The sequence below is a fragment of the Geodermatophilus sp. TF02-6 genome (genome assembly GCF_003319115.1).
Lineage (GTDB): Bacteria > Actinomycetota > Actinomycetes > Mycobacteriales > Geodermatophilaceae > Geodermatophilus.
Genome location: NZ_QOHF01000013.1, coordinates 25935 through 47236, shown reverse-complemented (window position 1 = coordinate 47236; position 21302 = coordinate 25935). Strand labels below are relative to the sequence as shown.

The following is a 21302-nucleotide window of genomic DNA, read 5'->3' as shown; positions in this document are numbered from 1 at the left end:
TGGTCACCGTCCGATCACAACGTCTCGAAGAAGTCCTCGTCGAGCTGGTGCAGCGTCACGGTGGTCTCGGCCTGGACGCCGACGCCGTGGCGGAGCATCAATTGAGCCAGGCGAGCGCCGTCGATGAGCTCGATGCGGGCGTTGACGCGGTCTGCTTTCCGTCGTGCGCCGTCGGAGAACGAGCTCGTGGTGATGAAGACGCCGCGATCGCCCTGGGCACCCATCAACGCGCCGACGAAGCCCTGGATGGCGGGGCGCTGCACCGACTGGCCGGGGTCGTAGCGCTTGGCCTGGAGGTAGATGCGGTCGAGGCCGAGCGGGTCCTGGCTGATGATGCCGGCGTCGCCGCTGCGACCGGAGTGCTCGACGCCGCCGAACCGCCCGTAGCCCATGCGCTCCAGCAGCCGGACGACGAGCCGCTCGAACTCTGTAGGCGTGAGCGCTAGCGCACGGGTCAGCAGCTCACCCTCGACGGCCGCCTGGTTCTCGGTGACCGCCTGGGCCAGCAGGTCTTGCGGGGAAGCCGCGTCCGCGTCCGGCTCGGCGTCGAGCGGCCCGTCGCCGGCGGCGTCGCGCTGGGTGCTCCGCGAGCGGAAGGCGCGGTAGGGCTCGAAGCCCTGCAGGACCCGCATGTCGACGCGCTCGGGATGGGCAGCCAGCACCTGGCGGCCGGCCGGCGTGATGGCGACCTGCCCGCGGGCTGGGCGCGACAAGAGGCCGGCCTGGAAGAGATGAGTGATGGACCAGGTGACCCGGTTGTCCATCTTGCGCTGCCGCCCGCTGGGGAGCATCGCTTTCCGGTCCTCGACGCTGAGCTGGAAGCGGTCGCTCAGGAGGCCGACGAGGTCGCGCACCCGGCGCGTGGAACCGTCACTCACCTCCTCGAGCAGGGGGCGCATGAGCGTCTGGAAGTCGGGGATCACGAGGCAGCCTCGGCCGCCGCCAGCTCCTCGACCCGGTCCAGGTCGCTCACCCGCCCGGTCAGCCGCCCCGAGAAGGCTGCTGTCAGGAGCGCACGACGCAGGGCTGTGTTCTGCACCTCCACGCGCTTGATCGAATCGCGCAACCGGTCGTTGTTTTCCAGCATTTCCTTTGCACGAACGATGAGAGACCGCTGATCCTCCAACGGAGGAATCGGGAACTCCACTTCCTTCAGCCGCTTTGCGGACAGGTGAGCGATGTTCGTCGTGATGCGTGATTCGCGCATAAAGCGCCGGGCGTGCATGTGACGCCGGAAGACCAGCAAGGCGAACTCTGGGAGGACGCCCTCTCGCGCTTGAAAGCGAATCAGACTGTTGGTGAACGCCACCTCCGCAGGAGCGCCTGCATACAACGCTGGCCGCCCGAGGAGTTCGGGCGACTGCCCTTCATTGAGGAGCACGTCACCCGGTCGCAACCTGAAACGCGCGAAGGTGTCATCCGGCCAATGCATCTCCTTGAGGTCGTCAACTCTGATCTCATCCTCGAAGACGTTAGCGACGCGCATATACGGGCGCATGTTTGGCCCTGAGTGCCAATCCGGGTGCCGCTGACGACCGAGTTCGACCAGGCCGGCCTCGCCTACGGTCGCGAGTTTCCACCAGGCCGGATAGGCCGTGGAATCAGGGATGAGGCTCGACAGGATGGCTCGATGCGACGCCTGGAGGCGGCGCTTGCCCGCATCGACGTAGGCGTTGGCGGCGTCGAGGCGGGACAGGTGGTCCTCGAGAATGTCAACGATCCGCCGCTGTTCCGGCATCGGCGGCAGGGGAACAGGCAACACCTTGAGCTTCTGCTGTGGGAGGTGCGCGATGGTCGATCCCGTCGAGTGACGCTTTAGCATCCCATTAGTTGCGTAGTGCTCGAACATGTAGCGCAGAAACAGCGGATCTACCAGGCCTCGACTGCGGATCCGGTGCAGCGCCTTCTGGTAGGCCATGTACTGGCCGTTGCCGCGCCAGATCGCCGCGCGGCCGATCTCACCACCCTCGCAGACAAGAAGGTCACCGTCCTCGACCGCAAAGCGCTGCCGCTCGTCGTCGGCGAGCTCCATGGTGAGCACGCTGCCGAGGTCGACCCGCCCCCACTGCACGTTGACGTTACGGAGATAGGGCACGTGCGCATGGCCGCGCACGACGCCCTTGTCGAGCATCTTGCCGAGCGCGGAATCGGCCACCTCGTCAAACCTAGTGATGCGCCAGTCCGGCGGTAGTTGAGTCACGCGGTCAGCTCGGTGTTGAGCAACTCGATCAAGGTTCCCGCCCGCGGGCCGAGGTCGCGGACGGCGCCGTCCACCCCGCCCCGCTCGGTGAACGGCGCGGCGTCCAGGTCCTCCGCGCTGATGCCGGCCGATGCCGCGATCACCTCGACCATCCGGTCGAGCCACCACCTCTCCGACTCCGTGAAACTCACGCCTGCCTGCTCCTGCTGCGCCAGCCAGCCCGCGTAGCGCTCGCGCACCCGCTCGGCGTAGGGCACCAGCTCGTCGTCCGCACCGAGGGTGAAGCGCAGCAGCGACACCAGGTCGGTCACCGTATGCCGGTCGCTGTGCCGCACCCGGTCGGACACGACCACCTCGTACGCCTGCCAGATGAGGTCCGGCGTCCAGCTGCGCGGCGGGCGGGCGATCCGGTCGGCCAGCTCGGCGATGTCGGCGTAGGCCACCCGCCGGTCGCGCGCCTCCTGCACCAGCTGGATCGCGGTGATCTCGTCGCGGTGCTCGACCAGGTACGCAGCCCACGACTCGACGATCGACCGGGCCCGTGACGTGTCCACGACGCCGTGCGCGTCGATCAAGGCGTCCTTGCTCACCTCGTCGATGACCCGGTCCTTCGCCGTCCGGAGCTCCAGGATCCGGTCCCGCAGCGAGGGGTTCGCCGCCAGCGGCTCGACGGCCCGCTCCAGCAACTCGGCCACCGCAGCAGCGGGATCGGACGTTCCCGCGGAGACGCGCGCCTGCGTGTCGGCGTCCACCGCGTCGACCAGGCCGCGGACGATCTCGCGCACCGGCCGCCCGGCCACGCCGTCCAGCTCGGCCCGCTCGGCGGGGGTCAACTGCAGCTCCAGCGCGGCCAGCCGGGAGGCGAGGGTCACCGTCTCGGCCTCGGTCAGCGTCAGGGCCGCCGCCTTGCCGAGCAGCCGACGCAGCGAGACGCCCTTCTCCCGGTTCAGCGGCGGGTCGACGAAGTCGTGCTCGGTCACGCCGACGGCGTCCACGATCACGAACCGGGTCTTCTGCGTGGCGTCCGGCGTCACCGCGGCGAAATCGGCCGGCGCGATGGTGCGTGCACCGCGGCCCTTCATCTGCTCGAAGTACTGGGCGCTGCGCACGTCGCGCATGAAGAAGACGCACTCCAGCGGCTTCACGTCCGTGCCGGTGGCGATCATGTCGACGGTGACGGCGATGCGCAGCGACGCCGAGGTCCGGAAACGCTGGAGGTGGCCCTTCGGGTCCTGCGCGCTGTAGGTGATCTTCGCGGCGAAGTCGTTGCCCTTGCCGAACACCTGCCGGACAGTGGTGACCACCTCCTCGGCGTGCGCGTCGTCCTTGCAGAAGATCAGCGTCTTGGGCACCACCGAGCGGCCGGGGAAGATCTCGGTGAACAGCCGGTCGCGGAAGGTCTCCAGCACCAGGCGGATCTGCGCGGTCGACGTCACCGCCCGGTTCAGCTGCCTGTTCGTGTACTCCAGCTCCTCGTCGAGCTGTTCCAGGCGCTCCACCCGGGTGCGCCGGTCGACCTTCGGCACCACCGTGCCGGCCTCGATGCGCGAGCCCTCCTGCGAGATCCGGGTGGCGATCCGGTACAGGTCGAAGTCGACGTTGACGCCGTCGGCCACCGACTGCGGATACGTGTACTCGCTGACCAGGTTCTGCCGGAAGAAGCCGAAGGTCTGCTTGCCGGGCGTCGCCGTCAGCCCGACGACGTGCGCGTCGAAGTACTCGAGCACCCCGCGCCACAGCCCGTAGATCGAGCGGTGCGCCTCGTCGACGATCACCAGGTCGAACGCCTCCGGCGGCAGGGACCGGCTGTACTGCACAGTCACCGGCGCGGTGGGGACGGCGTCGTCGAGCGTCGGGTCGTCTCCTTCTGGCACCGGCTCGCCCTGCAGCACCCGGTGGACCCGCTGGATGGTGGAGATGGCGACGTGCGTGCTGGCCAGCATGCCGGCGCCGGTGAGCTTGTCGACGTTGTAGATCTCGGTGAAGCGGCGGCCGTCGTCCGGTGTCCGGTAGTTGCCGAACTCGGCCAGCGTCTGGTCGGCCAGGTTGTTGCGGTCGACGAGGAACAGGACGCGGGAGAAGCCGCCGTGCCTGAGCAGCCGGTAGGCGCTCGTCACGGCGGTGAAGGTCTTGCCGGCGCCGGTGGCCATCTGCACCAGGGAGCGGTCGAAGCGCTGCTCGGCCAGCGAGCGCTCGATGCCGGTGATCGCCCGGATCTGCGCCGGGCGCAGGCCGACGGTGTCCAGCGGCGGCAGGTGCGACACCTTGGCCCGCCAGGTCGGGCGTTCCGAGTCGGCCTCGGCGTCGCGCAGGGTGCGGGCCAGCGTGGCCGGCGTGGGGACGGCGAAGACGCGCCGCGCCCGAGGGGCGGGGTCGAAGCCGTTGGTCATGTGCGTCTCGGTGCCACTGGCCTCGAAGACGAACGGCAGGCGACCGTCCACGGTCAGGGCCTTGAGACGTACCTCGGCCGGCAATCCCTCGGCGTACTTGGCTGACTGCCACTCGACGCCGGACAGCGTCGTCCCCTGCGGCTTGGCCTCGATGACCCCGACCGCACGCCGGTCCACGTAGAGCAGGTAGTCGGCCCGCCCGTGGCCCGGCGCCATGACCGACTCCCGGACGGCGACGCCCTGGCCGGCGTAGAGGTTCGACTCGGCCCGATCCTGCACCACCCAGCCGGCCGCCTCGAGCTGGGTGTCGATGAGCCCCCGCGCCCGCTGCTCCGCTGCCAGTCTGCCCAGCCGTTCGTCGTCCATGGCGGCAGCAAGCGTAGGACCGTGCTGGCTCGGTCACTGGACGTGAGCCCGTGTCGCGCCGCTCGGCCCGCTGGCGGGACGGCTGGGCGCCTGGCACGGTCGGCGCGTGTTCGACGGCTTCCAGACCGTGGACGTACTGGTCCGCACCGATGCCGGGGAGGTCACCGTGCACGCCGCGGTGGGCGGCGAGGGACCGCCGGTCCTGCTGCTGCACGGCTTCCCGCAGACGCACGTCATGTGGCACCGCATCGCGCCGGCGCTGGCCGAGACCCACACCGTCGTCGCCGCCGACCTGCGCGGCTACGGCGACACCTCGCGTCCCCCCGCCGGCGACGACCACGCCGGCTACTCGTTCCGTGCGATGGCCGCCGACCAGCGCGCGCTGATGGCCGAACTCGGCCACGACCGGTTCGCCGTCGTCGGGCACGACCGGGGCGCGCGGGTGGCCCACCGGCTGGCGCTGGACGCCCCGGACGCGGTGACCAGGGTGGCTCTCCTCGACGTCCTGCCCACCGCGCACGTGTACGACTCGGTCGACCGGCGGCTGGCCACCGCCTACTACCACTGGTTCTTCTTCGTCCAGCCGGCCCCCGTGCCCGAACGACTCATCGGCGGTGACCCGATCGGCTACCTGCACACCCTGCTCGGCGGCTGGGGAGGCAGCGGCGTGTCCTTCTACGACCCCGCGGCCGTGGCCGAGTACGAGCGGGTCTTCGCCGACGCCGACGCCCGGCACGCCATGCTCGAGGACTACCGCGCCGGGGCCTCGGTCGACTACGAGCAGGACAGCGCCGACGCCGCGGAGGGGCGCCGGGTCGAGGCGCCGGTCCTGGTCGTCTGGGGAGGGCGCGGCGTCGTCGGCACGGGCCCCGACGACCCGGTCGAGGTGTGGCGCAGTCGCGCCCGCGACGTCTCGGGGTGCGCACTCGACGCCGGGCACTTCCTCGCCGAGGAACGGCCGGACGAGACGCTGGCCGTGCTGCGCGACTTCCTCAGCCGTTCGGCGTGAAGACCGCCCGCACGCAGCCGTCGGTCTTGTCCTTGAACATCCGGTAGCCGCGCGGGGCCTCCTCGAGCGACATGGTGTGCGTCGCCAGGTGCTCGGTGGTCAGCTCACCGCGGGCCATGCGCTCGAGGATCCGCGGCGTGTAGCGCTGGCCGTGCACCTGGGCGCCCCGCACGGTGAGCCCCTTGTTCATCGCCGCACCGAGCGGGTACTTGTCCACCATCCCGCCGAAGACGCCGAGCACGAACACGGTGCCGCCCTTCCGGCAGGCCAGGATCGCCTCCCGGACGGCGGAGGGCCGGTCGGTCTGCAGCCGCAGCTGCTGCTTGACCTGGTCGTACACGCCGTGGACGCCGGGACTGTGCGCCTCCATGCCGACCGCCTCGATGCACACGTCGGGGCCGCGGCCGCCGGTCTGCTCGCGCAGCTCGGCCAGGACGTCGGTCTGCGAGTAGTCGATCGTCTCGGCGCCGACGTGGGTGCGGACCTGCGCCAGCCGCTCGGGGAGGCGGTCGACGACGAACACCTTCTCCGCGCCCAGCAGCATCGCGGCCCGCGCGGCCATCTGGCCGACCCCGCCGGCGCCCCACACCGCGACGGTGTCCCCCGGCCTCGTGCCGCCCATGTCGGCGCCCATCCAGCCGGTGGAGACCGCGTCGGAGGCGAACAGCGCCCGCTCGTCGCTCACGCCGTCCGGGACGACGAACGCGCCGACGTCGGCGTACGGGACGCGGATGTACTCCGCGTGGCTGCCGGCCCAGCCGCCCATGGCGTGCGAGTAGCCGAAGCAGCCGCCGGGGCTCTGCCCCCACAGCGCCTCGGTGATGCCGGGGTCGGGGTTGCCGTTGTCGCAGAGGCTGTAGAGCTCCTGCCGGCAGTACCAGCAGGTGCCGCAGGCGACAAAGGAGTTGACGACCACCCGGTCGCCCACCTTGCGCTCCCGCACGCCCCTGCCGACCTCGACGACCTCGCCCAGGAACTCGTGGCCGAGCACGTCGCCGGCCCGCATGAACGGGATGTAGCCGCCCAGCAGGTGCAGGTCGGAGCCGCAGGTGGTGGTCCGCCGCACGCGCAGGATCACGTCGTGTTCGTTGAGGATCTGCGGGTCCGGGACGGTCTCGACCGAGACCTCGTTCACCCCGGTCCAGGTCGCGGCCCTCACAGCACGCCCTCCTTGCCCGCCGCCGCGGTCATCCCCTCCAGCGCCGCCCCCTGGGGCGTGGGCTCGCGGACGCCGTGCGGCACCGGGTCGACCCGCAGCACCTCGCCCACCTCGATCAGCTGCTTGGCCTCGCGGAGCGCGGCGCGCAACCGACCCAGGTCGTCGTCGCTCGGCCGGTCCCGGAAACGGGCGGCCAGCTCGGTGCCCTTGTCGCCGGGGGCGGGGGTGATGCGCACCTCGAGCCGGTCGCCCAGCGCGGCCAGCGGAGCCGGGAGGTCGGCCCCGGTGCCGATCCGCTCCGGCGAGCACAGCACCGTGACCGCCCGCCAGCGGCGAGCGGCGGTGTCGGGGTCGTCGGTGACCGACGACTGGCCGACCCCGGGCAGCCGCGCGTGCTGGAGGCGACCGAGCAGGGCGCCTCCGGCCTCCGTCGCGGCTCCCCGGAGGGAGTCCAGGATCTTCGGCACGGTCGGTCCTCCCATGGACGTGCCGGGAACCCGGCGCCCCGGCCGAACCCGAGCCCTACCCACGGCGGCGCGCGGATCAACCGGCGGCGCCCAACCCCCCATGCCGACGATCATGGAGTTCGGGAAGCGACACGCTGCCGGTGACTGGCGTGTCGCTTCCCAGATTCCATGATCGCGGCGACGGGACGGCGAGGGGGCGAGGTGGGACGGCAGCCGTCGTACCGTGAGGCGGCATCCCCTGCCGTCGTCTGGAGGCACCCGTGCGCTCGTCGCTGATCCTGTCCCGCCGCGACCTGGACTTCCTCCTGCACGAGTGGCTGGACGTCGAGAACCTGGTCAAGCGCCCCCGCTACGCCGAGCACTCGCGGGAGACCTTCGACGCGGTGCTGGACCTGGCCGAGCAGATCGCCACCGAGCACTTCGCGCCGCACAACCGGACGGCCGACGAGAGCGAGCCGCGGATGGTGGACGGCCGCGTGCAGATGATCCCCGAGGTGAAGCAGGCCCTGGACGTCTTCACCGGGGCCGGGCTCATGGCCGGGGAGTTCGACGAGGAGTACGGCGGTCTGCAGCTGCCGCACACCGTCGGGCAGGCGGTGTTCGCCTGGTTCAAGGCGGCCAACGTCGGCACCTCGGCCTACCCGTTCCTCACCATGGCCAACGCGCGGCTGCTGCTCGCGCACGGGTCGGAGGAGCAGAAGGCCACCTACGTCGGCCCGATGGTGGAGGGGCGCTGGTTCGGCACGATGGCGCTGTCGGAGCCGCAGGCCGGCTCGTCGCTCGCCGACATCACCACGCGGGCCGAGCGGCAGGACGACGGCACCTACCGGCTGACCGGCAACAAGATGTGGATCTCCGCCGGCGACCACGAGCTCTCCGAGAACATCGTCCACCTGGTGCTGGCCAAGGTGCCCGGCGGCCCGCCCGGCGTGAAGGGCATCTCGCTGTTCGTCGTCCCGAAGTTGCTGGTGCGCGAGGACGGCTCGCTCGGCGAGCGCAACGACGTCGTCCTCGCCGGGCTCAACCACAAGATGGGCTACCGGGGGACGACGAACACGCTGCTCAACTTCGGCGAGGGCGTGCACACCCCGGGCGGGCGGGCCGGCGCGGTAGGCTTCCTCGTCGGCGAGGAGCACCGCGGCCTGACCTACATGTTCCACATGATGAACGAGGCGCGGATCGGCGTCGGCGTGGGCGCGACCGTGCTCGGCTACACCGGCTACCTGCACGCCCTGGAGTACGCCCGCACCCGCACCCAGGGCCGCCCGGTCGGCGCGAAGGGCACCTCCTCGCCGCCGGTGCGGATCGTCGAGCACACCGACGTCCGGCGGATGCTGCTGGCCGCCAAGTCCTACGTCGAGGGCGGGCTGGCGCTGGGGCTGTACTGCGCGCGGCTGGTCGACGAGGAGCAGACGGCGGAGCCCGAGGCCGACCGGGCGCGGGCGCACCTGCTGCTGGAGGTGCTCACCCCGATCGCCAAGGCGTGGCCGTCGCAGTGGGGGCCGGTCGCCGACGACCTGGCCATCCAGGTGCACGGCGGTTACGGCTACACCCGCGACTACCCCGTCGAGCAGTTCTACCGGGACAACCGGCTCAACCCCATCCACGAGGGCACCAACGGCATCCAGGGGATCGACCTGCTCGGCCGCAAGGTGGTCATGCAGGGCGGGGCGGGGCTGGCGCTGCTGGCCGAGACCATCGGCGCGACGACGGCGCGGGCGGCGGGCACCGAGTGGGCCGGGTTCGCCGCCGACCTCGACGCCGCCGTCGCCCGGGTCGGCGCGGTCACCGCCACGCTGTGGAGCACCGGCGACCCGGCGGTCACGCTGGCCAACTCCACCGCCTACCTGGAGGCCGCCGGCCACGTCGTCGTCGCGTGGCTGTGGCTGGAGCAGGCTCTCGCGACCGGGGCCCGGGACACCGACTTCCACCGGGGCAAGCGGGCCGCCGCGCGCTACTTCCACCGGTACGAGCTGCCCACGGTGCACACCCGGCTCGACCTGCTCGAGTCGCTGGACCGCACGGTCCTCGACACCGACGAGGCCTGGCTGTAGTCGAAGGGCCCCGGGTGCGCCCGCGCCCCGCGACTCCGGGGCAGAGTGCGGGGCGCGCGGGTCGCGGTCCGGCGCGGAGTCGCCGGGTCAGGCGGCGGAGGCGACCCCCACCGGCTCGGGGGCCGCGTGCCGGCCGGTCGGGCCGGCCGGGGCGGTGTCGGCGTCGCGCTGCTCACGCTCGTACCGCGCCGTCGTCGAGGCCCCCATCACGATCACCAGTGCGGTCAGGGCCAAGAACCCGATCAGGCTCACGGCCGGCCACAGCACCATCAGTACGTCCCCCCGTCGCTCTCGGGCTCTCGCTGCCGGGTCCACGTCCCGCAGCGTGTCGTCTGGACAGGTTGTTCCCCACAGCGTCGCGGTCTCAACCGTCGTCACCAACTGTTCACCTGACAGACGGTGACGAACCCCACTCCGAAGGGGGAGCCGACGAGCGCCGGCCACCGCTCGAGATCACGGAACGGCCTCGGCGCGCCCGGTCCGGAGCATGGAACCGGACCGTCCGGGGCATCAGAGACCGGAATGGTTCCATCCCGACCGGAGGACTGACGATGGCCCGCCCCACCGGCCCCCGTGGCAGCAGCGCCGCGGCCAAGGACCCCCGGTCCACCGGCGACACCGCCGGGGACCCGGCGCCCCAGGACGACAAGGTCAACGCCACCCGCCTCGACAGCGCCCCGAAAGGCACCGACACGGCGCCCACCACCGGTGGCACGCTGAAGCGGACGCTCAAGGAGTTCAGCGAGGACAACCTCACCCAGTGGGCCGCCGCGCTCACCTACTACGGCACCCTGGCGCTGTTCCCCGCGCTCATCGCGCTGACCTCCATCATCGGCCTGCTCACCGACCCGCAGCAGCTCACCGACGCGCTCACCGCCGTCCTCCCCCAGCAGGCGGCCAGCACGCTGCAGCCGGTGGTCACCCAGATCGCCGGGAGCAACAGCACCGCGGGCTGGGGCCTGGTCCTCGGTGTCGCGGGCGCCATCTGGTCGGCGTCGGGCTACGTCGGCGCCTTCACCAAGGCGGCCAACGTGGTCTACGAGACCCCCGAGGGCCGCAAGGTCTGGAAGCTCAAGCCGCTGCAGCTGCTGCTCACCCTCATCGGCATCCTGTTCGCCGCGGTGATCGTGGCGATGCTCGTGCTCAGCGGCCCGGTCGTGGACGCCATCGGGCGGGCGATCGGCCTGGGCAGCACCGTGCTGACCATCTGGAACTGGGTCAAGTGGCCGGTGATCGTCGTCCTGGTCGCGCTGATGATCGCCGTCCTGTACTACTCGACGCCGAACGTCAAGCTCCGCGGCTTCCGCTTCGTCAGCCCGGGCGCCGCGGTCGCGCTGCTGGTCTGGGCCGTGGCCTCGGCGGCGTTCGCGTTCTACGCGGCCAACTTCGGCAGCTACAACAAGACCTACGGCACGATGGCCGGCGTCATCGTGTTCCTCGTCTGGTTCTGGCTGACCAACCTGGCCCTGCTGTTCGGCATCGAGCTCGACGCCGAGATCGAACGCGCGAAGGAGCTCAAGGAGGGCGTGCCGCTGGCGGAGAAGGAGATCCAGCTCGACGCCCGCGCGGAGCCCAAGGACCGGGAGACGCACTGAGAAAGGACCCCCTCCTCCCCACCCCTCGCACGCTCGGGGCGGGACCCGGGAGGGGGCCGCCCCTACAGGAGGCCGGGGAGGGGCCGCTCAGCGGCCGTCCCACCACAGCGCCGCGGCCTGGGCCGGGGTCCGCCCGTCGAGGACCACGAGCCGGTTGAGCCGCACCAGGTCGGCGTCGGTGAGCCGAGCGCTCACCGCGTCCAGCGCCGTCCGCAGCTGCTGCCCCGCCCGGTCGAGCACCGCGGTGCGCACGAACGGCACCACGTTCTCGTGCGGCTGCAGCGACCGGTCGTCGTCCAGCAGGACCAGCGGGGCGTCGGCCAGCCGCGCGTCGGTCGTCTCCAGCAGGCCGACGTCGACCTCCCCCGACAGCAGCGCCTCCACCGTGGCCGCCCGGGACGGCATGGGCCGCACCGCGGCGAACCGCAGGCCGTAGACGTCGCGCAGGCCCGGCAGGCAGTAGCGCCGCTCCGGGCACTCCGGCGGGCCACCGAACGCCAGGCCCGCCGCGATCGGGGCCAGGTCGGACAACCGGTGGACGCCGTGCTGCTCGGCGAACGCGGCGCGGACGACGAACCCGTTCTGGTCCTCGGCCGGTGCGGCGTCGAGCACGCTCACCTCCCGCGGCCCGAGGACGCCGGCGAGGGCCGCGTGCAGGTCCTGCGGCTGGCCCGGCGCCGTCGGCCGGCCCGGGTCGACGAAGTCGAGGGCGGTGCCGAGGTAGTCGACGACGACGTCCACGACCCCCTGCTCCAACGCGGGCAGGACCACCTCCCGGGTGCCGATGCCGTGCTGCACCGACACGGGCAGCCCGGCCCGCCGGACCCCCTCGGCGTACACCTCGGCGAGCACCTGGTTCTCGACGAAGTCGTAGGAGGCGAACCGGATCGCCCCGTCGTCGGCCTGCGGGGCCGGCGCCGACCCGCAGCCGGGCAGCAGCAGGACGCCCAGCAGGAGCAGCAGGGCGGGAACGACCCGGGGACGCCGCATCGGCGCTCTCCTCCCCGCGGGGACGGCGCTCGGGTCACGCTATCCCGCCGACCGGTCCGGGGGATCCCCATGGACCCGCGGCCGGATCGGGTGCAGCATCGGGGGGCATGGCGTCGCTGCCGCGCGCCGTCCCGCAGGCGGGTCCCGTCCGACGTCCCCCGGCGCCGGCGATCCAGCGCGTCCGCCGGCGCCGCCGTCCCTCCGGGGAGCCCCCGCCGCTGCCGCGCCACCTGAACGCCTCGGGCAAGTGGTGGCTGGGGCTGTCCGCCGGCGTGGTGGTGGCGTGGACCGTGGCGCTGGTCACCGGCGGCGTCCCGGCCGTCGACCTGGTCGACACCCGGCTCCTGCAGGCCCTGGCCGCGGTGCGCTCCCCGGGGCTGGCCGACGTCGCCGAGGCGGCCGGGGTGCTGGCCGGGCGGCGTGCGCTGCACGTGCTGTGGCTGGCCAACCTGCTGGTCCTGGTGGTGTTCCGGCGGTGGCGGCACTTGTTCGTGTGGATCGGCGTGGGCCTGCTGGTGGTCAACGTCGGCGCGCTGGCCACGCAGGTCCTGCAGCGACCCCGCCCGTTCGAGGTCGAGCTGCTCGGCGACTGGTCGGGCTACGCGATGCCCTCCCTGCCGGTGACCGTGCTGACCGCGTTCCTGGTCAGCACGGTGTACGCGCTGGTGCCGGCCGGGCGGGCGCGGACGGTCGGCAAGTGGGTCGTGGTCGGGCTGCTGGCGCTCACCGGCGCCTCCCGGCTGTACCTGGCGCAGGACCACCCCACCGACGTCGTCGCGGCCGTGGTCCTCGGCGTGGCGGTGCCGCTGGCCGCGTTCCGGTTGATGACGCCCAACGACGTCCACCCGGTGCGCTACCGCCGCGGCAGCCCCGCCCACCTCGACGTCTCCGGCGTGCGCGGCGAGGCGATCGTGCGGGCGCTGCGGGACCAGCTGGGGCTGCTCGCCACGTCGTGCACGCCGTTCAACCTCGCCGGATCGGGCGGTTCGACGCCGCTGCGGATCGAGGTCGAGGCCGAGGGTGGGGAGGAGGACGGGGACGACGGCGGCGGCGACGCCCACGGCTGGGTCTTCGGCAAGCTCTACGCCGCCACCCACGTGCGCTCGGACCGCTGGTTCAAGCTCGGCCGCACGCTGCTCTACGGCCGGCTGGAGGACGAGAAGCCGTTCCACAGCGTGCGCCGGCTGGTGCAGCACGAGGACTACGTGCTGCGGCTGTTCTCCGACGCCGGGCTGCCCGTGCCGCACCCGATGGGCATCGTGGAGATCACCCCCGAGCGGGAGTACCTGCTGGTCACCGAGTTCCTGGGCGGCGCGCAGGAGATCGGGGACGCCGAGATCGACGACGCCGTCATCGACCAGGGCCTGGCCGTGGTGCGGCGGATGTGGGACATCGGGGTGGCCCACCGCGACATCAAGCCGGCCAACGTCCTGGTGCGTGACGGCACCCTCTACCTCATCGACTCCGCCTTCGCCGAGGTGCGGCCCAGCCCGTGGCGGCAGGCGGTCGACCTGGCCAACACGATGCTGGTCCTGGCGCTGCGCACCGACCCGGCGCGGGTGTACGCCCGGGCCCGGTTGCGCTTCTCCGACGAGGAGATCGCCGAGGCCTTCGCCGCCACCCGCGGCCTGACGATGCCCACGCAGCTGCGCCGGTCGCTGCGCGCCGACGGCCGCGACCTGCACGCCCGGTTCCTGCGGCTGCTGCCCTACCGGCTCCCGCCGGTGCGCATCCAGCGGTGGAGCTGGCGCCGGATCGGGCTGTCGCTGGTCGTGCTGCTGACCCTGCTGCTCGGCGCGCTGGTCGCCGCCGACCTGCTGGGGTCGCCGCTGTGACCGCGGCCCGGGCCGCCCGGCCGGCCGCCGTCCCCGGAGCGGTGCTGGCCCTGCTGCTCACCGGGTGCGGGGCGCCGGCCGACGGCCTCATCGGCGACGTCCCGGCCTGCTCGATCGGGGACGACGCGGTCGCGGCCTCCGGGGTCGTGCTCATGGCCCAGGCGGTGCCGACGGCGTCCTGGGTGCCGTGCCTGCAGGGCCTGCCCGTCGGGTGGCACTTCTCCGGCCTCGACGCCCGGCGCGGCTCGGCCCGCTTCTGGCTGGACTCCGACCGCGACGGGGTGCACGCCATCGAGGTGTGGCTGACCGGCACCTGCGACACCGCGGGCGCCACGGAGATCCCCAGCGACCGCGAGGGCATGCACCGGCTGGAGCGGGTCACCCAGGTCACCCCGCAGTACCTGGGCCGGCGCTACTACCTGTTCGACGGCGGCTGCCTGACCGTCGTCTTCACGCTGTCCGGGGACGCCCGGGGCGAGCCGCTGGCCCTGGCCACGCAGAACATCGGCACGCTGCGCCGGCAGGAGCTGGCCGAGCAGGTCCGCGCGGAGACCGGCGGCCGGCTCGGGCTCGACCCGCCCGCGGCCGCGGGGAGCCCGCGGTGACCGCCGGTCCCCCGCCGCCCCGGCCGCCGGCCACCGGGCGCCGGTGGCGGAGGCTGGTCGCTCCCGTGCTGTCGCTGGCGCTGGCGGCGGCCGTCCTCGGCTGGTTCCTCCCCCAGTTCACCAGCCTGTCGGCGGTGTGGGACTCGGTGCGCGCGATGACCGCTGCGGAGGTGGCGCTGCTGGCGCTGGTCACGGTGTGGAACCTGGCCACCTACCAGTTCCTGGTCGTGGCCGCGATGCCCGGGCTGACCCTGCGGCAGGCCACCGTGGCCACGCTGGCGACGACGGCCGTGTCCAACACCGTGGTCGCCGGCGCCGCCCTCGCCCTCGGCCTGACCTACGCGATGAACTCCTCGTGGGGGTTCTCCCGCTCCCGGACGTCGGTCTGCCTGCTGGTGGCCGGCCTGTGGAACAACTTCGCCAAGCTGGCGCTGCCGGTCCTGGCGCTGAGCCTGCTGGCGTTGGGGTCGACGCCCAGCCCGGGACGGGTGGCGGCCGGAGTGGCCGGCCTGGCCGGTCTCGCCGTCGCCGTCGCCCTGCTCGGGCTGCTGCTGCGCAGCCGGGAGGGGGCGGCCCGGATCGGCACCGTCGCCGGCCGCGTCGCCTCCGCGCTGCGCCGGCCGTTCGGGCGCGGCCCGGTGCACGGCTGGGAGCGGGCGACCACGCGGTTCCGCGACCGGACGGCGTTGCTGCTCAGGGCCCGCTGGCACTGGATCTCCCTGGCCACGCTGGTCAGCCACCTGTCGCTGTTCCTCGTCCTGCTCGTCGCCCTGCGCGTCGTCGGCGTGGACGGCCGCCAGGTCGGGGTCGTCGAGGCGCTGGCGGTGTTCGCCTTCGCCCGGCTGCTCACCGCGGTCCCGTTCACCCCGGGGGGGCTGGGCGTGGTCGAGGTCGCGCTGATCACCGGGCTGGCCGCGGCCGGCGGGGACCGGCCCCTGGTCGCCGCCGCCGTCCTGGTCTACCGCGCGCTCACCTACGTGCTGCCCATCCCGCTCGGTCTGGCCGCCTACCTGTTCTGGCGGGCCAACCGGTCGTGGCGGCGGCCGCCGAACGCCGCACCCCGCACGACGCTGGTCCCCGAGACGGTGTGAAGAAGGACTGCGCCTCGCACGCTCGAGGGGAGGCCCTGGAGGGGCCACGGCGCGGGGGCCGGCCGACACCCGGGGAGGGACCTGAGCGGGCGTCCGCTCCCGGGCCGTGGTTGAGTGTCTGCGGTCAGACCGCGAGTCAGCGCACCGAGGAGACGGCATGACCGAGGCAGCCAGCGCACGTCCGCGCACGGGGCAGACCACCGACGGGGACACCCAGGAGCCCGGCGAGGCCGTCGTGGGTCTGGACATGATCCTGGTGGACGGCGCCCGCGGGCCGCTGCGCCGGATGGTCCCGCCCGCCCGGACCGTGCTCCACCTCGGCCGGGGCCTGGCCCGCCACCCCGACGCCGTCGCCCGGCGCGCGGGCACCCTCGCCAAGGACCTCGGGCAGATCGTCGCCGGCCGCTCCGACCTCGCCCCCTCGCCGAAGGACAAGCGTTACACCGACCCGGCCTGGGCAGGCAACCCGCTGATGCGCCGGGCGATGCAGGCGCACATCGCCGCAGCCCAGACAGCGGTCGCCCTGGTCGACGACGCCGACCTGGACTGGCAGGACGACGAGCGGATCCGGTTCTCCGTGACCAACCTCGTCGACGCGCTGGCGCCCAGCAACGCCCCGCTGGTCAACCCGCTGGCGTGGAAGGCGTTCATCGACACCGGTGGGCGCAACGTCGTCACCGGCGTCCGCCGGCTGGTCTCCGACCTCGCCTCCGCACCCCGCGTGCCCACGATGGTGGAGTCCGACGCATTCACCGTGGGGGAGGACCTCGCCGTCACGCCGGGCGCGGTCGTGCTGCGGACGCCGGTGTTCGAGCTGATCCAGTACCGGCCCACCACCGAGCGCGTCCGCCAGGTCCCCCTGGTGGTGGTGCCGCCGACGATCAACAAGTACTACGTCACCGACCTGGCGCCCGGGCGCAGCATCGTGGAGCACTACGTCGCCTCCGGCCAGCAGGTCTTCGTGATGTCGTGGCGCAACCCCGACGAGCGGCACGCCGACTGGGGCCTGGACGCCTACGGGCAGGCCGTCCTCGACGCGATGGACGCCGCCGAGCGGATCACCGGCAGCGACCGGGTGGCCCTGCAGGGCTTCTGCTCGGGCGGGATCATCCTCGCGATGGTGCTCGCCCACCTGGCCGCCACCGGTGGGCTGGAGCGGGTGGCCGCCTCGAGCTACGCCGTCGCCGTGCTCGACTGGGCGCACGCCGGCACGATCGGCGCGCTCATGGACGCCGAGGCGATCCGGGAGGCGACCGAGAAGTCGCGGCGCAGGGGCTACCTGGACGGCGCCACGCTGGCCGAGGTGTTCGCCTGGCTGCGGCCCAACGACCTGGTGTGGAACTACTGGGTGAACAACTACCTGCAGGGCAGGCCGCCGCCGGCCTTCGACATCCTCTTCTGGAACGCCGACACCACCCGGATGAGCGCGGCCCTGCACCGCGACTTCATCGACGTCGCCGTCGGCAACAAGCTGACCCGGCCGGGGGCGGCGACGATGCTGGGCTCGCCGGTCGACCTGTCCAAGGTCGACGTCGACGCCTACGTCACCGCCGGCATCAACGACCACCTCTGCCCCTGGCAGTCCTGCTACCGGACGACGCAGCTGCTGGGCGGGCGCAGCCGGTTCGTCCTGTCCACCGCCGGCCACATCGCCTCGCTGGTCAACCCGCCGTCGAACCCCAAGGCGTCGTTCCAGGTGGCCCCGCAGACCCCGGCCGACCCGGAGGCGTGGCTGGCCTCGGCGGAGAAGGTCAGGGGCTCGTGGTGGCCGGACTTCACCGCCTGGCTCGCCGAGCGCACCGGCGACGAGGTGCCGGCCCCGTCGTCCCTGGGCAGCGAGGAGCTGCCGCCGCTGGCCGACGCCCCGGGGACGTATGTCTTCGACAGGTGAGCCGACGCGGCCGACAGCGCCGTCGGCCGCCACGCACTCCGGGGAGGACGTCCGCACGCTGACCGTCGCCGGGCGCGCCCTGCGGGTCGCGGTCCGGCCCGGGGACCGGTCGACCCCGCCGCTGCTGCTGATGAACGGCATCGGCGCGAGCCTGGAGGTGCTGCAGCCCTTCGTCGACGCGCTCGACCCGCGGCGGACGGTGGTCCGGTTCGACGTCCCCGGCGTGGGGGGGTCGCCGCGGCCGGTGGTGCCGTACCTGTTGGCCACCTTCACCCCGGTCGTCGCCGGGGTGCTCGACCGGCTGGACTGCGGTGGCCCGGTCGACGTCCTCGGGCTGTCCTGGGGTGGCGCGCTGGCCCAGCACTTCGCCGTCCAGCACCGCCGGCGCTGCCGGCGGCTGGTGCTGGCGGCCACCGGCACCGGGTCGCTGATGGTGCCCGCGCACCCGCAGGTGCTGGCGCGGATGCTCACCCCCCGCCGCCACCACGACCCGGCCTACACCCGGGAGATCGCCGGGTTGGTCTACGGCGGCACGGTCCGCACCGACCCGGCGCTCGCGGCGCGGGTGCTGCGCGCGGCCACCCGGCTGGGCCCGGGGCGCGGCTACTACTACCAACTGGCGGCCAGCGCGGGCTGGAGCAGCCTGCCGTTCCTGCGGCTGATCCGGCAGCCGACGCTGGTGGTCGCCGGGGACGACGACCCGATCGTGCCGGTGGTGAACGCCCGGATCATGGCCCGGCTGATCCCCGACGCCCGGCTGCACGTCTACGGCGGCGGGCACCTGGCGCTGATCACCGAGGCCGACGTCCTGGCGCCGCTCATCGAGCGCTTCCTGGACGACCAGGACTGACCGAGTCGGTCGGTTCGTGAGGTCCGTCGGTCGTCGCGTGTCGAGCGTCCGCAGGTGGCGACCTCTGCCCATCGGAACGGACAGGATCGCGGCTCGTCGCTCGTGACGACGGGCTCGCACCGCGCGCCACAGGTCGGCATCCCCGTTCCACCATCAGCGGAGACGCTCCGCAGTGTTGTGAGCTGAATCACACTTGATCTGGTGGGCCGACATGGGCCACCTTCTGTGCCGGGGTCGACGCGCTGCAGCGCACAACGGGGAGCGCGTGCCATTCGCTTCGGCGAACACAGCGTCACAGCACATCTCTGCCCTTTCCCGTCCATCTCCGCGCATCCACCTCCGCGCACTGATGCGCACCCACGACGCCCAGTCCTGAGAGGTCCTCCATGCGCATCGTCGTGACCGGTGGCGCCGGGTTCCTCGGCTCCCACCTGAGCCGGTGGCTCCTCTCCGGCGGCCACCAGGTCCTCTGCGTCGACGACTTGTCGACCGGGCGACGAGACAACCTCGCGTCGCTGCTCGACGACCCCCGCTTCGAGTTCCACCAGGCCGACGTCGCCGCGGGGCCGCTGCCGGTCCGCGGCCGGGTGGACGCCGTCGCCCACCTGGCCAGCCCCGCATCGCCGCCCGACTACCACCGCCTGCCGCTCGAGACGCTCGCCGTCGGGAGTCGCGGCACCGAGCACGCCTTGCAGCTGTCGGCCCAGAACGACGCCCGCTTCCTGCTCGCCTCGACCAGCGAGGTCTACGGCGACCCGGAGGTCCACCCACAGGTCGAGGACTACTGGGGCAACGTCAACCCCGTCGGCCCACGCAGCGTCTACGACGAGGCGAAGCGGTACGCCGAGGCGGTGACCATGGCCTACGCCCGCCAGGTCGGCGTGGACGTGGGCATCGTCCGCATCTTCAACACCTACGGCCCGGGCATGCGGGCCGAGGACGGCCGCGTCGTCACCAGCTTCATCACCCAGGCCCTCAACGGCGACCCCCTGACCATCTACGGCGACGGGTCGCAGACACGCAGTTTCTGCTACGTCGACGACCTCGTCCGCGGCCTAGTCGCGATGCTCGAGACCTCCGTCACCGGTCCGGTCAACCTCGGCAACCCCGTCGAGCGCACCGTCCTCGAGCTCGCCAGGATCGTCTGCGACGTCACCGGGTCACGCTCTCCGATCGAGTTCCACCCGCTGCCGGAGGACGACCCCACGCGCCGCCGTCCGGACATCAGCCGCGCCGAGCGGCTGCTCGGCTGGCGACCAGAGGTCTCCGACAGCGAGGGCCTGCGCCGGACCGTGGAGTGGTTCCGCTCCCAGCCCGCCGAGGTCGCCGCCGCGGCCGCCGCGGTGGCCGGCACCCAGTACCAGGGACGCGCCCACGGCGCCGCCACCTCGCTGGCGGGCCGATGACTCCCCTGGCCTCCTCCCCGGTCCGCGCACCGGCCGGGCGGCGCCGGCTCGGGGTCCGTGACGTCCGTCGACGCCGCCGTCCCTGACCCCTCCTCCCCCGGCGGGCGAGGGCCCACCCGACGGAGCCCGCGCTCACGACCGCTCGACGAAGTGGTCCTGGTAGCGCCGCACCCCGTAGAGCAGGGCGAGCTGGACGAGGGCGGCGGCGGCCGCGGCGAACTGCTCGAGGTAGAACAGCAGCAGGTTCACCACGGTCAGGAACAGCAGGAGACCGTGGCGCGCGAGCTCCATCGCGCTGCGCCGGCGTCCCCGGACCAGCAGGACCGCGGCCACCACCAGCATGCTGCCGGCGAGGACGTCGAGCACGGCGCGGGCGAACAGGAACCCGACACCGCGGGCGTCCTCGATCTCGATCCGGGCGAACCCGTTGGCCACGTCGGTGAGCTCGCTGGTCGACCCGTCGGAGAGGTCGACGGCGATCGCGGTGATCACGGCCAGGTCGCTGACCGCCACCAGGCCGAGGACGGTCAACCCGACGAGCAGCCCGGTGCGCAGGAGCCGCTCGGTGAGCCGGCGGTCGACCCACCGGTCCAGGCGGGAGACGAGCCGGCGCAGCCGCCCCGGCCGGACCGGGGCGAGCTGCAGCCCCGAGGAGGGGACCACCTCCAGCAGGCCGGCGGCCAGGTGCCGCAGCTCCTCCTCGGACGGGGCGTCGGAGGGATCGGCGCCGGGGGTGGCCGCGGCGCGCAGGCGCCGGTCCAGCTCGGCCCGCTGCACCGGCGTCAGGTCGGAGTCGAGGGCCGCGGCGATCAGGTCGAGCGCGGCGCGCAGGTCGGCCCGTGGCGAACACTCCCGGGACCGGCCGACGAAGCGCAGCCCGACCAGGACGGTGAGCAGGAACACCGCGTAGGCGATGGGCGCGGCCGCGGGGAAGAAGTAGTCGTTGTCGGCGGTGATGAACTTGCCGACCTCGTCGACGAACAGGCCCGCGCCGACGCCGGACAGCAGCGCGACGGTGGTCAGCACCCGGCGGTCGGCGATCAGCAGCGGCAGCAGCGAGGCGACGAACAGCAGCAGCCCTCCCCACAGGGCGTGGGCGATGTGCAGGGTCTGCCCGCCGATCTGCGGATAGCCGGTGGCCGCCAGGTAGATGCGGATGCCGAGCACCGACACCGCGAAGGTCACCAGGGTCAGGCGCAGGTGGGCGACCGCGTCGCTCCTCGCCACCGCGCGGTGCCACCAGGGGGGCGCACGCCGCTGCCGGTGCACCGTTGCCATGGACCCCTCCGATCGGCCGGCCGGTCCGCTCCGGTGCCCCGCCGTCCGCCGTGCCCCGCCGTCCGCCGTGCCCCGCCGTCCGCCGTGCCCCGCCGTCCGCCAGTCCTCGCCGTCCG

17 protein-coding genes are annotated in these 21302 nt (G+C 73.0%); 9 read left to right on the top strand and 8 right to left on the bottom strand.

From position 1 onward, the window contains the following. Positions 1-14: 14 nt before the first annotated feature. From DQ238_RS13190 to DQ238_RS13180, 3 genes are read right to left on the bottom strand one after another with little or no spacing between them, the layout of a single operon-like run. Positions 15-923: a restriction endonuclease gene (locus tag DQ238_RS13190; RefSeq protein ID WP_113781728.1), complete on the bottom strand. Its 909-nt coding sequence runs from the start codon at positions 921-923 to the stop codon at positions 15-17. Beyond that, complete coding sequence (locus tag DQ238_RS13185) at positions 920-2200, bottom strand: restriction endonuclease subunit S (RefSeq protein WP_113781727.1); 1281 nt, start codon at positions 2198-2200, stop codon at positions 920-922. Before DQ238_RS13185 ends, DQ238_RS13190 begins: the two co-directional genes overlap by 4 nt. Continuing rightward, entirely contained in the window at positions 2197-4956 is a 2760-nt protein-coding gene (locus tag DQ238_RS13180; RefSeq protein WP_199506333.1) for a DEAD/DEAH box helicase family protein, read from the bottom strand. The genes DQ238_RS13185 and DQ238_RS13180 overlap by 4 nt, the downstream gene beginning before the upstream one ends. Positions 4957-5062: 106 nt before the next feature. Between DQ238_RS13180 and DQ238_RS13175 the strand changes: the two genes are divergently transcribed. Next, entirely contained in the window at positions 5063-5965 is a 903-nt protein-coding gene (locus DQ238_RS13175) for an alpha/beta fold hydrolase (RefSeq protein WP_113781726.1), read from the top strand. On the opposite strand, the gene DQ238_RS13170 is transcribed toward DQ238_RS13175, so the two are convergent. Together DQ238_RS13170 and DQ238_RS13165 are read right to left on the bottom strand one after the other, a co-directional pair. Next, complete coding sequence (locus DQ238_RS13170; RefSeq protein WP_113781725.1) at positions 5949-7124, bottom strand: zinc-dependent alcohol dehydrogenase; 1176 nt, start codon at positions 7122-7124, stop codon at positions 5949-5951. The genes DQ238_RS13175 and DQ238_RS13170 overlap by 17 nt on opposite strands. After that, a complete protein-coding gene (locus DQ238_RS13165; RefSeq protein ID WP_233495933.1) occupies positions 7121-7591 on the bottom strand; it encodes a hypothetical protein in 471 nt (156 codons plus the stop codon). The genes DQ238_RS13170 and DQ238_RS13165 overlap by 4 nt, the downstream gene beginning before the upstream one ends. Positions 7592-7851: 260 nt before the next feature. On the opposite strand from DQ238_RS13165, the gene DQ238_RS13160 reads away from it, so the two are divergent. After that, positions 7852-9645, top strand: coding sequence for an acyl-CoA dehydrogenase (locus DQ238_RS13160; RefSeq protein ID WP_113781723.1), 1794 nt, complete (start codon positions 7852-7854; stop codon positions 9643-9645). Positions 9646-9732: 87 nt separating this feature from the next. On the opposite strand, the gene DQ238_RS13155 is transcribed toward DQ238_RS13160, so the two are convergent. Continuing rightward, positions 9733-9915, bottom strand: a complete 183-nt coding sequence (locus DQ238_RS13155; RefSeq protein WP_113781722.1) for a hypothetical protein — start codon at positions 9913-9915, stop codon at positions 9733-9735. Between the two features lie 281 nt (positions 9916-10196). On the opposite strand from DQ238_RS13155, the gene DQ238_RS13150 reads away from it, so the two are divergent. Further along, the gene (locus tag DQ238_RS13150) at positions 10197-11240 is read left to right on the top strand and encodes a YihY/virulence factor BrkB family protein (protein ID WP_113781721.1); all 1044 of its coding nucleotides are present in this window, start codon (positions 10197-10199) and stop codon (positions 11238-11240) included. Between the two features lie 87 nt (positions 11241-11327). On the opposite strand, the gene DQ238_RS13145 is transcribed toward DQ238_RS13150, so the two are convergent. Continuing rightward, on the bottom strand, positions 11328-12230 hold the full coding sequence (locus DQ238_RS13145; protein ID WP_113781720.1) for an ABC transporter substrate-binding protein: 903 nt from the start codon (positions 12228-12230) through the stop codon (positions 11328-11330). Positions 12231-12337: 107 nt separating this feature from the next. Here DQ238_RS13145 and DQ238_RS13140 point away from each other — a divergent pair, with 107 nt between their 5' ends. From DQ238_RS13140 to DQ238_RS13115, 6 genes are all read left to right on the top strand, one after another. Next, complete coding sequence (locus tag DQ238_RS13140; protein ID WP_113781719.1) at positions 12338-14065, top strand: phosphatase PAP2 family protein; 1728 nt, start codon at positions 12338-12340, stop codon at positions 14063-14065. Further along, positions 14062-14670 (top strand): hypothetical protein, encoded by a 609-nt coding sequence (locus DQ238_RS13135; RefSeq protein WP_233495932.1) that lies wholly within the window; start codon positions 14062-14064, stop codon positions 14668-14670. Before DQ238_RS13140 ends, DQ238_RS13135 begins: the two co-directional genes overlap by 4 nt. Then, on the top strand, positions 14667-15761 hold the full coding sequence (locus DQ238_RS13130) for a YbhN family protein (RefSeq protein ID WP_113781718.1): 1095 nt from the start codon (positions 14667-14669) through the stop codon (positions 15759-15761). Before DQ238_RS13135 ends, DQ238_RS13130 begins: the two co-directional genes overlap by 4 nt. Positions 15762-15918: 157 nt before the next feature. Further along, positions 15919-17652, top strand: coding sequence for an alpha/beta hydrolase (locus DQ238_RS13125; RefSeq protein WP_113781717.1), 1734 nt, complete (start codon positions 15919-15921; stop codon positions 17650-17652). Further along, positions 17636-18502: a poly(3-hydroxyalkanoate) depolymerase gene (gene phaZ, locus DQ238_RS13120; protein WP_113781716.1), complete on the top strand. Its 867-nt coding sequence runs from the start codon at positions 17636-17638 to the stop codon at positions 18500-18502. The genes DQ238_RS13125 and phaZ overlap by 17 nt, the downstream gene beginning before the upstream one ends. Positions 18503-18888: 386 nt before the next feature. Further along, positions 18889-19908 carry a UDP-glucuronic acid decarboxylase family protein gene (locus DQ238_RS13115; RefSeq protein ID WP_113781715.1) on the top strand — a complete coding sequence of 340 codons (1020 nt, stop codon included), beginning with the start codon at positions 18889-18891 and terminating at the stop codon, positions 19906-19908. Positions 19909-20040: 132 nt separating this feature from the next. On the opposite strand, the gene DQ238_RS13110 is transcribed toward DQ238_RS13115, so the two are convergent. Continuing rightward, complete coding sequence (locus DQ238_RS13110; RefSeq protein WP_147263068.1) at positions 20041-21186, bottom strand: hypothetical protein; 1146 nt, start codon at positions 21184-21186, stop codon at positions 20041-20043. Between the last annotated feature and the right edge of the window lie 116 nt (positions 21187-21302).